Source organism: Streptomyces sp. NPDC050997, from assembly GCF_040660135.1.
Classification (GTDB): domain Bacteria; phylum Actinomycetota; class Actinomycetes; order Streptomycetales; family Streptomycetaceae; genus Streptomyces.
In genome coordinates, this window is record NZ_JBFAGK010000003.1 from 592,560 (window position 1) to 605,067 (window position 12,508).

Sequence of the window (12,508 nt, forward strand, 5' to 3'; positions counted from 1 at the left end):
TGAATATATAGTGATCCTGCGGTTCTCCTACGACAGTTCACGCGCGAGGTAGAGGCAGCGGCGGTGGGTCAGGCCGCGGCTTCCTTCGGGTAGTGACGGCTCAGGTTGGCGGCGAGGACGCGGTCGAGCGTGCGGTCGGACAGCATCCGTACCAGGCGGGTGACCAGGGCGGCATCCCTGCCGATGGTGTAGCGGGTGCGTGGCCTGCGGGTGGTCACGGTCTTCGCGATGACCCGGGCGGCGGCGTCGGCGGTCAGGCCCGACGCGGTGCCCGACGTCATGAACGTGTTGTTCGCCTGGACCAGGCGGCCGTAGCGCTCGTCGTGCTCCGGCGTCATCTGTGCGGCCAGGTCGTTCGCCGTCGCGACCCCGCGGGCGGCCATCTCCGTGCGGACGCCGCCGGGCTCGACCACGACCACCTGTACGCCCAACGGCGCGACCTCCCGGCGAAGTGAGTCGCTGACCGCCTCCAGGGCGAACTTCGCACCGGCGTACGCACCGTATGTGGCCATGGCGACCTTGCCGCCGACCGAGCTGATGTTGATCACACGGCCCTGGCTGCGCAGCAGCGCGGGCAGGAGCGCCTGAGTGACGGCGATATGGCCGAACAGGTTGACCTCGAACACCCGCCGCCACTGATCCATCGGCAGGGCTTCGACCGGGGCGTTGACCTGGACGCCGGCGTTGTTGACGAGCGCGTGCAGCGCGCGCGGATCTTCGGCGACCCGCGCCGCGAGCGCCGCCACCTGCTCGGACCGGGTGATGTCGAGGATGACCGGCTCGATGCCGGTCGATCGGATGGCGTCGGCGTCATGGTCGCGTCGCACGCCGGCCAGGACGTGGAATCCCTGGCGAGCCAGTTCGCGGGCGGCTGACGCGCCCATGCCCGTGGAGGCTCCGGTGATGACGACCAGCTTCTGAGTTTCAGATGACATTGTCACCTTGAGTACGCTACCAGCACAGATGACACTGTCAACTGTATGATGGAGGCCATGGTCACTCGTGCGGAGTCCGCCGCCGTCACTCGCCGCGCTCTGCTCGACGCGGCCGCCGAACTCCTCGACGTCGGCGGCCCCGAAGCCGTCACCCTGCGCGAGGTGGGCGCGCGGGCAGGCGTGAGCCGGGGAGCGCCGTACCGGCACTTCACGGGCAAGGACAGCCTGTTGACCGCCGTCACGACGGAGAGCTGGCAACGGATCGGCGACCAGGTCCACGCCCTGAGGGCCGACTCGGCTCTGTCGGCCTCCGACAAGCTGCGCGGCGCTCTCCTCACCCTCGTCGGCGTCGGCCGGGGCCAGCCGCACCTGTACCAGATGTTGTTCAGGCGCCGCGGACACCGCCCTGAAGACCTTGGTGAAGGACTCGATCGCGTCCGGCGTCAGCTGTGCGGACCGGCGGACCCGGCCGCGGACCGCGTCCGCGCGGCCGGACGCTTCCAGGACGAGTTCCTGGCCATCGTCGCCGACCTCGTCGGGGAGCGGAACGCACGGCACTACGGCGCCCTGCTGCTCACCAGCGCCCACGGCATCGCGGACATGGAGCTCAGCGGCCACTTGGACACAGGCAAGTTGCACACCACCGCAGACGAGCTCATCGACACTCTCGTCCGCATGGTCGCCGACGCCGGGGAAACGACGTAGCAAGTTGCCTGCCCGCGACCGGTGGGGTTCGTGCGGGTGGCGGGAGGTGGGTCAGGCAGTACGGGTGCTGTGGCGCGGGCCGCCGTACTCGCTGTCGGTGACGTGTTCCAGCCACTCGACGTCGTCGGTCTCCCACAGGGCGATGTGGGTCATGAAGTGGTCGGGGGCGGCGCCGTGCCAGTGCTCCTCGCCCGGCGGGGTCCAGATCACGTCGCCGGGGTGGGCTTCGAGGATTTCGCCGCCGCGGGACTGGATCAGGGCGATGCCCTCAACGACGTAGAGGGTCTGGCCCACACCGTGGGAGTGCCAGGCGGTCGGGCGCCGGGGGCGAAGCGGACCGCGTTCGCCCGGGCTCGGGAGGGGTCCTCGCCGCGGTAGATGACGTCGGCCCAGGCGTCCCCGGTGAACCACTCGGCCGGCAGCTTCATCGTCGGCTGCTTCTTCAACAGTTCCATGGTGTGTTTCCTTCGTACTCGTGCGTACTCGTGCGTACTCGTCGTACTCGTGCAGGTGCGGCGGCCGCGGAGGACGCGTGCGGGGCCGTCGTACATCGGTGCCTCTGTGGTCGGGACGGTGATGACCAGGCTGACGCGCGGGCCCGGCAGGAAACCGCCCTGGCCCGTCGGCGGCTCCCGCGCGATGGGCCGGCGGCGGTGGCGTCAGAGGTGATCGGCAGGGGAGGCACCGTCCTGGGAGGCGGCCCAGGACGCGAGCAGGCGCAGGGCTTCTTCCGATGGTGAGCCGGGTTCGGCGGTGTAGATGAGAAGGGTGAGGCCGGGTTCGTCGTCCGCGACCGAGCCGTGCCAGGCCAGGGTGAGGTCGCCGACGACCGGGTGGTGGAACCGTTTGACGCCGGTGCCGTGACGGCGCACGTTGTGGGCGCCCCAGCGGGTGCGGAAGGCGTCACTGCGGGTGGACAGCTCCCCCACCAGGTCGTGCAGGTCCTTGTCGTGCGAGTTGCGGCCGGCCTCGGTGCGCAGCACATCCACGGTCATGTCGGCGATGAGGTCCCAGTCCGGGTAGAAGCGACGGGCCGCGGGGTCCAGGAACTGGAAGCGGGCCATGTTCGGCGGCTGAACGTGGCTGTCGTAGATGTCGGTGAAGAAGGCGCGGGCGAGCTGGTTGGCGGCGACCAGGTCCAGGCGACCGTTGGTGACGAACGCCGGTCCGGCGATGACGGCGTCCAGGGTCCACTGCAGGCTCTTGGGCAAGGGCCGCTGCCGACTGGAACGTGACCGGGGCCGGGCGAGTGTGTCGGAGCCTTCCTGGGCCTGAGCCAGGTGGAGCAGGTGGGCCCGTTCGACGTCGCCCAACTGGAGCGCGCGGGCGACCGCTTCGAGCACGGCGGGGGAGACTCCGGCGAGGTTGCCGCGTTCCAGCTTGCCGTAGTAGTCGACGCTGACGTCGGCCAGCGTGGCGACCTCGCTCCTGCGCAGTCCGGGCACGCGGCGCCGAGTGCCGGCCGGCAGCCCGGCCCGCTCCGGGGTGATCTTGGCTCTCCGCGAGGTGAGGAACTCGCGGACTTCATCACGGTTGTCCACGCCCCGACCGTACGCCGCCCTCGATTCCTTAGGGATGTACTGCCAGTACATGGTTCATCAGCAACTGGTTACCCACCCGGAGTGCCGGTTACCTGGGCGACGTGGCACCCAGCCCACCCGGCCGTCCGACGCGGCCGGTTCCCCGTAGGCAAGGAGCAACTCCCCATGCGCGGTGTCATGATGCACGCCCCCGGTGACTTCCGGGTGGAGGAGCGCGAGGACCCGAAGATACTCAGGCCCACGGACGCGGTGATCCGAGTGTCGGCGGCCTGTGTGTGCGGTTCCGACCTGTGGCCCTATCGCGGGGCCGAGCCCATCGACGGTCCCTCCCCGATCGGTCACGAGTACGTGGGCGTCGTGGAGGAGGTCGGCAGCGCCGTCACCACCGTCAAGCCCGGCCAGTTCGTGGTCGGCGGCTTCTCCGCCTCGGACAACACCTGCGAGAACTGCCGTGCCGGCTACCAGACCGCCTGCGTCCAGCGCGAGTGGATGAACGAGATGGGCGCCCAGTCGGAGCGGCTGCGCGTCCCGCTCGCCGACGGCACGCTCGTCGCCACTCCGGGCACCCCGGACGAGGACCTGATCCCGAGTCTGCTCACCGCTTCCGACGTGCTCGGCACCGGCTGGTTCGCCGCGGTCGCCGCCCAGGCCGGGCCCGGCAAGACGGTCGCCGTGGTCGGTGACGGCGCGGTCGGTCTGCTCGGCGTGCTGGCCGCCAAGGAGCTCGGCGCGGAGCGGATCATCGCCATGAGCCGGCACGAGTCCCGGCAGAAGCTCGCCCTGGACTTCGGCGCCACCGACATCGTCACGGAGCGGGGCGACGCCGGCGTCGAGAAGATCAAGGAGCTGACCGGAGGCTACGGCGCCCACTCGATCATCGAGGCGGTCGGCACCCAGGAGTCGATGCTCCAGGCGATCCGCTCCACCCGCCCCGGCGGACACGTCGGCTACGTCGGCGTGTCCCACGACGTGACGCTGGACGGCCAGGAGCTGTTCTTCTCCCACGCCCACCTGCACGGCGGCCCGGCCCCGGTCCGCCAGTTCCTGCCCCAGCTGATCGAGCTCATCTGGAACCGGCAGATCGACCCGGGCAAGGTCTTCGACGTCACCCTTCCGCTGGAGCAGGCCGCCGACGCCTACAAGGCGATGGACGAGCGCCGCGCCATCAAGGTCCTGCTGAAGCCCTGACCTGAGCGGAAACGCAAGTTGCCGCCCGGCCGGGAGCCACGGCTGCGCCAGGCAGGCGGCCACCCCGCCCCGTCGGGCAGCGGGGCGGCGCGTCAGTGGTGGTGGCCGTACCGGCCGGGGGTCTCGGCTGCCTGGTCGATCGCCAGGGCGAGTGAGGTCGCGTACTACTCCGCGTGGCTCGTCAGCGTGTATTCGTCGCTCCTGTCACCAACCAGGTCACGCCAGTGCTTGTCAGCGGAGCGCATGAGGTCGTCGCCGAGGCGTTCGAAGAATCGGCCCGCGAGGGCGAGCCGGGATCCGGTAGCGGTCTCGGCTCCGAAGAGTTCGGCGCCGCGCAGCGCGGTGGCGGCGAACCGCTGGTTGGCGGCGACGCCGGCCGCGACGGTCCGCAAGCCCGCCTTGTCGTCGAGGAAATACCGGTGGCGGCGGCCACGCTCATCGCGGCCGCGGAGGATCAGATCCTGCCGTTCCAGCAGGCGGACCGCGTACGAGATGGTCGCCGCGCTGACTTGCAGGTCCTGCACCATCTCGATGGCGGTGCGACTGCCGGTCTCGGAGGCGAAGAGGCAGGCCATCACGCGGGCAGCGGTGCGCGGGAGGCCGGTTTCGACAAGTGCTGTGGTGAGGTCGGTGACGAACGCGGCCGTTGCGCCGGGGTCGGGACCCAGATGCTCGATGGTCCGCCGCACCGGAGCGGGGGGCTGCGGCCGGCGCTGGGCTCGGTGGGTGGTCGCGAGCTGTGCCAGTTCCGCGCGGTACCGGCCAGGTCCGCCGTTGCGCGCGACCTCGCGGCTCACCGTCGAGGCGGGACGGTTCAGGGCTACGCGAGATGCTCGCCGTCTTCGACGAGGAAGGCGTGGACACTGCCTTCTGGTTCACCTTCGCCGGCTACGAGTACCCGCACCACGAGGACCCGCGCTTCGACCTCGACATGGCCTCCTACGGAGTGTGCAAGGTCATGTCCGACGGCAGCCTCGCACCGAAACGCTCATTCCACGCCATGGCTGAGGCATACCAATCAGCAACGTCAGCCTTGCCTGTCCAGGGTGAGGACGGCCTCAGCCATTGACGGCATACGATTCGGGCTGCAGCGGGAGCGGCGGAAGATCCGCCACACCTTCAGCCGGGCGACTGTCAGCGCACGGCCTCTTCGGTCCATGGTTCCCAAGGCGCCGGACCGGTGCAGGCGCTCCACTCCCCCAGGGCCTGCCCGTCCCAGCACACGATCTCGCACTGCTCGGCGTATTCGACGGCCGGAGCGGTGAAGTCGCTGGTGGTGACGACGACGGCGAGGTCGGCCTCGTGGACGGTGAAGCATGTGCCGCCGAAGCGCTGCAGGTCCTGGGAGCCGACCCGGTGGCCGCCGCCGTAACGCTTGCACTGGATGACGACGCGCCGTCCGTCCGGTGCGACGGCCAGGATGTCCGCGCCGAGGTCGCCCGCCCCGCCGACGACTTCGACGTACGAGCATCCGTCCCGCTCGCACAGAGCAGCTACCGCCTCCTCGAACTCCTCCGGGGTCAGGGCGTCGGGGGCGGCCGCGACGGTGCGCGGGAGGACGACTGTCTCGTCACCGCCGAAGTCGACGGCAGTCGGTGCCGCGCAGGTACCGGCGGACGACGGGGCGTCCAGCACGTCGACCGCCGTGCCTGCCCCCGCGTCGAGCGCTGCGACGGCACGGCGCGCCACTCTTGCGACGGAGAGCCGGCGCCGCCTGTGCCGAAGGGCCATGGCGATCGCCAGACCCACGACGCCCAGCACGAGGGCCCAGGCGGGGCGTCGCTCTACCGCACCGGCCGCCGCACGCGCCGAGAGTCCCACCAAGATCACTAAAAGGGCGAGCAGGCCGAAGAAGGCTGCTGTCCGACGGAGGTCGAACGGGCGGCGCCCGCGGTTCACGGTTCGGAAACGGCGTATGGGTGTGGCCACGGCGGTGCATCCCCCTCATGGAATCGGCACGAAGATCACTCTCGCCGTCTTCCCAAGATCAGACACTTCACCGTTCATCTCGCCGACTTCGCCTTGCCCGAGCTCGAGGAGCCCACCGCGGTGTGGACGAGCCAGCCCGCTGCCGCGCCGACCACGTACCAGAACAGGTCCGGCGGATTGAAGGTGGAACCGAGCACGAGGCGTGCGACAGCGCTGCGCCGGGAGAGCTCCGCCGGGACCTCGGTGAGTTGAGAGAACTCGACCACCCAACTGACGGCCAGCGCGCTTCCGGCGGCCGTCAGAGGCGTCACGCGTGGCGCTGTCAGGACGACAAGTGCGTACAGCAGGACGGTGTACAGCATGTCTCCGCCGTACTTGGCCACGTCCCCGGCCGCCACCGCCCTGAGCCCCAGCCCCGCGCCGATGGTCACCACCGCGGCCCCGGCCGCGACCAACCGGGTCCGCCACATCATGGTTCCGCCTGTCCTTCAGCTGGTCGGCAGCGGTGGGATGCTGCCTGTCACCGCCAGGTCCCGGTACCACATGGCGCTGTCCTTCGGCGTACGGCGCTGGGTCTCGTAGTCGACATGGACGATACCGAAACGCTTGGAGTACCCGTAGCCCCATTCGAAGTTGTCCATCAGTGACCACACGAAGTAGCCGCGCAGATCGACACCGGATTCGAGGGCCCGGTGGGCGGAGACGAGGTGGCGACGCAGGTAGTCGATGCGCTCGGGGTCGTGAACGGTGTGGGTGCCGTCGGAGCGAACGGAGAGGTGGTCCTCGAAGGCTGCTCCGTTCTCGGTGATGACCAGGGGCTGGTTCGGGAACCGGGTGTGCAGGTCCAGGAGGAGTTCCTCAAGGCCCTTGGGGTCGATGTTCCAGCCCATGGCGGTGTGCGGGCCCTCCTGTCCGACGAACTCGACGTGGGGCGAGCCGGGCCAGGGGGAACCTCCCATGTCCTTGTGACCGTCGTTGTTCTGACGCGGGCTCACGCCGTCCCACAGGCGGACGGTGGTGGTGGCGTAGTAGTTGACGCCGAGGAGGTCCAGGGGCTGGTGGATGTGGGTGAGGTCGCCGTCCTTGACGAACGCCCAGTCGGTGACCGCGGCGGTGTCGCCGAGGAGGTCCTTCGGGTAGTGACCGCGCAGCAGGGGCTCGGTGAAGGAGCGGTTGGCCAGCGCGTCGATGCGGCGCACGGCTTCGTCGGCGCCGTCGCCCTTGCCTCGGAGAACGTGGAAGTTGAGGCTGATGGCGTATTGCGGGGTGTTGGTGGTGACCGTCCGGAGCTGCTGCACGGCCAGGCCGTGAGCGAGGTTGAGATGGTGGACCGCGGTCAGCGCCGCGGCGCCGTCGGTGCGGCCGGGGGCATGGGCTCCGGATCCGTAGCCGAGGTAGGCGGAGCACCATGGTTCGTTCAATGTGGTCCAGACCGCGACGCGATCGCCGAGAGCTGCGCCGACGACGCGGGCGTAGTCGGCGAAGGCGAAGGCGGTGTCGCGGTTCGTCCAGCCGCCGGCGTCTTCGAGTGCTTGGGGCAGGTCCCAGTGGTAGAGGGTGGCGACGGGGGTGATGCCGCGTTCGAGGAGGCCGTCGACCAGGCGACGGTAGAAGTCCAGTCCCTTGGGGTTGGCCGGGCCGCGGCCGGTGGGCTGGATGCGCGGCCAGGAGATGGAGAACCGGTAGGCCCGCAGGCCGAGGGACTCCATGAGGTCGAGGTCTTCCTCAAGACGGTGGTAGTGATCGGCGGCGATGTCGCCGGTGTCCCCGTTCCATGTCCTGCCCGGGGTGTGGGAGTAGGTGTCCCAGATGGAAGTGCCGCGTCCGTCCTCGGTGGCGGCGCCTTCGATCTGGTACGCGGCGGTCGCGGAGCCGATGAGGAAGTCCGGGGGAAACGTCTGGTGCCCGGTGGGTTCGTTCCGGGATGTCGGCATGCACGTGCCTCTCTGATGTCGTGTCGACGGGTCGGGGTCCTGATGGGTCAGGCGAGTTGGTGGGTCCAGCCGTCCGCGCACGTCGAGGTGACATGGACTTGTCCCTCGGCGCGAGTCGTGGTGAACACGGCTGACGTGCCCGTGACCGGGCTGGTGACCGTGACGTTCGTGGTGCCGTCCGCGCCCGGGTAGACGCGCAGGGTGAGACCGTCGAGGTAGTCGTAGTCCGGGCGGTCGTGCCGGGATCCGACCGGTACGACGGCACCTTCGCGAATGTACAGCGGCAGCGTGGTGTAGCCGTGTATCTCTCTGCGCCACCCTCCGCCTCGGACACGCTCGCCGGTGAGGTAGTTGGTCCAGGTGCCGTCGGGCAGGTAGATGTCGACGCTGCCGTCGGCCGTGAACACCGGTGCGACGAGCAGGGAATCGCCGAGCATGTACTGGGTGTCGAGATACGTGGTGACGGGGTCGTCGGGAAACTCCATCGCCATGGGCCGCATCACCGGGATCCCTCGCTCGTGCGCGGTGATGCCGGCCTGGTACAGATACGGCATCAGACGCAGCTTGAGGTGGGTGAAGCGGCGCATCACCTCGACGGCTTCGTCATCGAAGGCCCAGGGCAACCGGTAGGAGGAGGAGCCGTGCAGCCGGGAGTGGGAGGACAGCAGGCCGAAGGCGGTCCAGCGCTTGAAGACTCCGGGGTCGGGAGTGCCTTCGAAGCCGCCGATGTCATGGCTCCAGAAGGCGAACCCCGAGTACGCCAGTGACAGTCCTCCGCGCAACGTGGCCGCCATGGAGCCGAGAGTTGATGCCGAGTCACCACCCCAGTGCACGGGAAACTGCTGGCCACCGGCGGTCGCGGAGCGGGCGAACAGCACGGCGTCGCCGCGGCCGCGATGTTCTTCGAGGACTTCGAAGACGGCCTTGTTGTAGAGGTGCGTGTAGTAGTTGTGCATGCGGTCGGGTGCGGAACCGTCGAAGTAGGCGACGTCGAGGGGGATCCGCTCGCCGAAGTCGGTCTTGAAGGCGTCGACGCCCTGGTCCAGCAGGACGCGGAGTTTGGACTTGAACCACTGGGTCGCTTCGGGATGCGTGAAGTCGATCAGGGCCATGCCCGCCTGCCACATGTCCCACTGCCATACGGATCCGTCCTCGCGCTTGAGGAGGAAGCCCCGGGCAGCGGCTTCGGCGAACAGCTCGGAGCGCTGCGCGATGTAGGGGTTGATCCACACGCAGGTGTGCAGGTTCTTGCGGTGCAGACGGGCGAGCATGCCGGCGGGGTCGGGGAAGACCTGTGCGTCCCACCGGAAGTCGCACCAGTGGAATTCCCTCATCCAGAAACAGTCGAAGTGGAAGACCGACAGCGGCAGGTCGCGCTCGGCCATGCCGTCGATGAAGGAGGTGACGGCGGCCTCGTCGTAGTCGGTGGTGAAGGACGTGGAAAGCCACACTCCGTAGGACCAGGCGGGAACGTGGGCGGGGCGGCCGGTGAGCGCGGTGTAGCGGGTGAGGATGTCCTTCGGGGTCGGCCCGTGGATGACGAAGTACTCCAGGCGCTCAGCGGCGACGGAGAACTGGACCCGCTGGACTGCTTCCGAGCCGATCTCGTACGAGACATGTCCCGAGTGGTTGACGAAGACGCCGTAGCCGCGGTTGGTGAGGTGGAACGGGACGTTCTTGTAGGCCTGTTCCGAGGACGTGCCGCCGTCGGCGTTCCAGATGTCGATGCTCTGGCCGTTCTTGACGAGCGGCCCGAAGCGTTCGCCGAGCCCGTAGACGGCCTCGCCCACGTCGAGGCTGAGCTGCTGGGCGAGGTAGGAGGTGGGCCGTGCCGTGGTGTGACGGGTGTGGTCGGCGGGGCCCGGGTCGAGGTGGGCGTCGCGGTCGGCGGTGAAGTGGGCGATCGACTTGGGGCCGCTGGTCGTCAGTGTGCGCCCGTTCGCTTCGAAGGACAGGTGCCAGGGCGAGCCGGGCGTGACCCTGGCCGTGAGCCGGCCGCTGGTGAGCGTGGCCCGGTCTGCATCCGATGTCACCGTGCCGAAGTCCGCGCCGGCTCCGGGGAGGGGGAAGCCGTGCGGGCCGGGGACCTGGTGAGCGTGGTGGTCGATCCGCACCCGGATGACATCGGCCATGGGAGACGACAGGGACACCGTCAGCACCGGACGGTTCAGGGTGTCACCCCGTCTGCTGATCACCGCGGTGGGCGCCAGGACCGTTATCCCATGCTCTCCGGGATGAATGTCGTAGGCCTCGGCGGCGTACAACGCGGTGATTCCCGGGCGGAGTTGCCACTGGCCGTCGGTGAACTTCATCGGGCGGACTTTCCTTTGACGAGGACGGGACGAGCACGGCACCTGGACACGGCGGCGGGCGTCGGGACGGGCCGGTGGGCGTCGGACCGGCCGGTGGATGTGGGCCGTTACCCCTTCAGGCCTCCGGCCAGGAGATCCGCGCGCCAGAAACGCTGCAGACTCAGGACCAGGGCGATCAGGGGAAGGACCGAGACGGCCGAGCCCATGATGATCAGGGGATACAGGTCTGTGTCTCCCGCCCCCTTGGACAAGAACGTGTACAGGCCCAGCGTGATCGGGTACTTGTCCTGGTCGGAGAGCATGACGAACGGCAGCAGGAAGTTGTTCCAGATGCCGACGAACTGCAGCAGGAACACCGTCACGAGACCGTGGCTCATCATGGGCAGGACGATCGAGGCGAACACCCGCGCCTCGCCGGCGCCGTCCAGACGAGCGGCTTCCAGTGTGTCGTCGGGGATCGCGGAGGCGGCGTAGACCCGGCACAGGAAGATGCCGAACGGGTTGATGACGACGGGCAACAGCACTGACCAGTACGTTCCGGCGAGTCCGAGCCGCGCCATGAGCAGGTACTGCGGGACGGCGAGGACGATGCCGGGGACGAGTACGCCGGCGAGGATCGCGGAGAAGAGGAACTCCCGGCCGCGGAAACGGAATTTCGCCAGGGCGTATCCGGCCATGGCGGAGACCAGGGTGGACGCCACCGCGCCGACGCCCGCATACAGCAGGGAGTTGGCGGCCCACCGCCAGAACTGTCCCCCGGCGTAGGTGCTCAGGTCGCTGAGGTTGCGGAACAGGCCGGTACCGGGCGCGAAGGAAAAGCTCGTGAACAGTTCACGGGGGGTCTTGGAGGCGGCGACGACGACCCACGCGACGGGGGTGAGGCAGTACAGCGCGCCGAGGAGAAGGACGATCGTCGCCAGCCAGGGCCGCCTGGCCGGGCGATCCCGGTGGGACGGCGGGCGGGTGACCGGAGCGAGGGCGCGTTCCTGGGCGGGGGCGCTCATACGTTGTCTCCGAAGGTACGGCGCTGGAGGGTACGCAGCAGGAGCAGCGAGAGGGCGAGGATGCCCAGGGCCAGGACGACGGAGGCGGCGGCCGCACCACCGAGGTTGTCGTTCATGAAGGCCTCTTGGTAGATCTTCATCAGAGGTACCCAGGTGAAGGAGATGGTCGAGGTCACCGGCCGCAGCGTGGCCGGTTCGCTGTACAGCTGCAGGGTGCCGATGATGGAGAACAGGCCGGTCAGCACGAGGGCCGGCGCGACGAGGGGGATCTTGATGCGGAGGGCGATCTGCAGTTCCCCCGCGCCGTCGATGCGGGCCGCCTCGTAGACCGACGGCGGGATGGACCGCAGCGCGGTGTAGATGATCACCATGTTGAAGCCGACGCCGGACCACAGAGCGATGTTGGCGAGAGAGAAGTACAGCGTCGGGTAACCGAAGAAGTCCAGCGGGCCCGCGTCGAGTTCACCGGCGAGGTAGTTCACCGGACTGGTGCTCGGCAGGTACAGGAATCCCCACAGGAGGCTGGCGATGACGCCGGGCACGGCGTAGGGCAGGAAGATGGCGGTACGGGCGAAGCCGCGGGCGCGGATGCGGGGCGTGTCCAGGAGCAGCGCGAACAGCAGCGCCAGGCCGAGGACACTGGGAACGGCGATGCCGCCGTACAGGAGGGTCCGGCCGAGCCCGGCGAGGTATTCGTGATCGGTGAAGACGTCCCGGTAGTTGTCGAGTCCGATGAAGGTCTCGACCCGTCGGCCGAACGCACCGCCGCCTTCGATGCGGAACCCGCGGAAGCTGAGATAGAGCGCGTAGCCGATCGGGACGATGAGGAACGCGACGAAGAAGAGGAGAGCGGGAGCTGCGAACAGCCATGGAGTGGCCTGAGTCCGGATCAGCCTGCGGCGTCTCGGGGGTGGGGCGGTGGCGGGTGCGGGGGGCGAGGCGGCGGTGCGTGGCATAGGG

At 69.1% G+C, this 12,508-nt stretch carries 12 protein-coding genes and 2 pseudogenes; 3 read left to right on the plus strand and 11 right to left on the minus strand.

Features of this window, described 5'->3' with window-relative positions:
• Nucleotides 1-68: 68 nt before the first annotated feature.
• On the minus strand, nt 69-935 hold the full coding sequence (locus AB0H86_RS09390) for an SDR family NAD(P)-dependent oxidoreductase (RefSeq protein ID WP_362434954.1): 867 nt from the start codon (nt 933-935) through the stop codon (nt 69-71).
• A 57-nt stretch (nt 936-992) separates the two neighbouring features.
• On the opposite strand from AB0H86_RS09390, the gene AB0H86_RS09395 reads away from it, so the two are divergent.
• Entirely contained in the window at nt 993-1,640 is a 648-nt protein-coding gene (locus tag AB0H86_RS09395) for a TetR/AcrR family transcriptional regulator (RefSeq protein WP_362434957.1), read from the plus strand.
• Between the two features lie 51 nt (nt 1,641-1,691).
• Here the strand turns inward: AB0H86_RS09395 and AB0H86_RS09400 are convergent.
• Nucleotides 1,692-2,095 (minus strand): annotated as a pseudogene (locus AB0H86_RS09400) (cupin domain-containing protein).
• A 204-nt stretch (nt 2,096-2,299) separates the two neighbouring features.
• On the minus strand, nt 2,300-3,181 hold the full coding sequence (locus AB0H86_RS09405) for a helix-turn-helix transcriptional regulator (protein WP_362434959.1): 882 nt from the start codon (nt 3,179-3,181) through the stop codon (nt 2,300-2,302).
• Between the two features lie 165 nt (nt 3,182-3,346).
• Here AB0H86_RS09405 and AB0H86_RS09410 point away from each other — a divergent pair, with 165 nt between their 5' ends.
• Nucleotides 3,347-4,369, plus strand: a complete 1,023-nt coding sequence (locus tag AB0H86_RS09410) for a zinc-dependent alcohol dehydrogenase family protein (RefSeq protein WP_362434962.1) — start codon at nt 3,347-3,349, stop codon at nt 4,367-4,369.
• A gap of 164 nt (nt 4,370-4,533) precedes the next feature.
• Here the strand turns inward: AB0H86_RS09410 and AB0H86_RS09415 are convergent, their stop codons facing one another.
• Nucleotides 4,534-5,166: a helix-turn-helix domain-containing protein gene (locus tag AB0H86_RS09415; RefSeq protein ID WP_362434965.1), complete on the minus strand. Its 633-nt coding sequence runs from the start codon at nt 5,164-5,166 to the stop codon at nt 4,534-4,536.
• A 32-nt stretch (nt 5,167-5,198) separates the two neighbouring features.
• Between AB0H86_RS09415 and AB0H86_RS09420 the strand changes: the two genes are divergently transcribed.
• Nucleotides 5,199-5,438 (plus strand): hypothetical protein, encoded by a 240-nt coding sequence (locus AB0H86_RS09420; protein ID WP_362434968.1) that lies wholly within the window; start codon nt 5,199-5,201, stop codon nt 5,436-5,438.
• Here the strand turns inward: AB0H86_RS09420 and AB0H86_RS09425 are convergent.
• From AB0H86_RS09425 to AB0H86_RS09455, 7 genes and pseudogenes are all read right to left on the minus strand, one after another.
• A pseudogene (locus AB0H86_RS09425) lies at nt 5,397-5,501 on the minus strand (IS5/IS1182 family transposase); the annotation flags it as partial. The gene AB0H86_RS09420 and the pseudogene AB0H86_RS09425 sit on opposite strands and share 42 nt — an antisense overlap.
• A 2-nt stretch (nt 5,502-5,503) precedes the next feature.
• Nucleotides 5,504-6,298: a restriction endonuclease gene (locus AB0H86_RS09430; protein ID WP_362434971.1), complete on the minus strand. Its 795-nt coding sequence runs from the start codon at nt 6,296-6,298 to the stop codon at nt 5,504-5,506.
• 74 nt (nt 6,299-6,372) lie between these two features.
• Nucleotides 6,373-6,771, minus strand: coding sequence for a DUF2809 domain-containing protein (locus tag AB0H86_RS09435; protein ID WP_362434974.1), 399 nt, complete (start codon nt 6,769-6,771; stop codon nt 6,373-6,375).
• A gap of 15 nt (nt 6,772-6,786) precedes the next feature.
• Nucleotides 6,787-8,232 carry a GH1 family beta-glucosidase gene (locus AB0H86_RS09440; protein WP_362434977.1) on the minus strand — a complete coding sequence of 482 codons (1,446 nt, stop codon included), beginning with the start codon at nt 8,230-8,232 and terminating at the stop codon, nt 6,787-6,789.
• Between the two features lie 47 nt (nt 8,233-8,279).
• Nucleotides 8,280-10,544 carry an alpha-xylosidase gene (gene yicI / locus AB0H86_RS09445; RefSeq protein ID WP_362434980.1) on the minus strand — a complete coding sequence of 755 codons (2,265 nt, stop codon included), beginning with the start codon at nt 10,542-10,544 and terminating at the stop codon, nt 8,280-8,282.
• A 107-nt stretch (nt 10,545-10,651) separates the two neighbouring features.
• On the minus strand, nt 10,652-11,548 hold the full coding sequence (locus AB0H86_RS09450; protein WP_362434983.1) for a carbohydrate ABC transporter permease: 897 nt from the start codon (nt 11,546-11,548) through the stop codon (nt 10,652-10,654).
• Nucleotides 11,545-12,504, minus strand: coding sequence for a sugar ABC transporter permease (locus AB0H86_RS09455; protein ID WP_362434986.1), 960 nt, complete (start codon nt 12,502-12,504; stop codon nt 11,545-11,547). The genes AB0H86_RS09450 and AB0H86_RS09455 overlap by 4 nt, the downstream gene beginning before the upstream one ends.
• Nucleotides 12,505-12,508: the final 4 nt, after the last annotated feature.

Bases quoted from the DNA above. Each gene is read 5' to 3' on its own strand.
- AB0H86_RS09390 (WP_362434954.1), bottom strand. From the start codon at position 935: ATGTCATCTGAAACTCAGAAGCTGGTCGTCATCACCGGAGCCTCCACG.
- AB0H86_RS09395 (WP_362434957.1), top strand. From the start codon at position 993: ATGGTCACTCGTGCGGAGTCCGCCGCCGTCACTCGCCGCGCTCTGCTC.
- AB0H86_RS09410 (WP_362434962.1), top strand. From the start codon at position 3,347: ATGCGCGGTGTCATGATGCACGCCCCCGGTGACTTCCGGGTGGAGGAG.
- AB0H86_RS09420 (WP_362434968.1), top strand. From the start codon at position 5,199: ATGCTCGCCGTCTTCGACGAGGAAGGCGTGGACACTGCCTTCTGGTTC.
- AB0H86_RS09435 (WP_362434974.1), bottom strand. From the start codon at position 6,771: ATGATGTGGCGGACCCGGTTGGTCGCGGCCGGGGCCGCGGTGGTGACC.
- AB0H86_RS09440 (WP_362434977.1), bottom strand. From the start codon at position 8,232: ATGCCGACATCCCGGAACGAACCCACCGGGCACCAGACGTTTCCCCCG.
- yicI (WP_362434980.1), bottom strand. From the start codon at position 10,544: ATGAAGTTCACCGACGGCCAGTGGCAACTCCGCCCGGGAATCACCGCG.
- AB0H86_RS09450 (WP_362434983.1), bottom strand. From the start codon at position 11,548: ATGAGCGCCCCCGCCCAGGAACGCGCCCTCGCTCCGGTCACCCGCCCG.
- AB0H86_RS09455 (WP_362434986.1), bottom strand. From the start codon at position 12,504: ATGCCACGCACCGCCGCCTCGCCCCCCGCACCCGCCACCGCCCCACCC.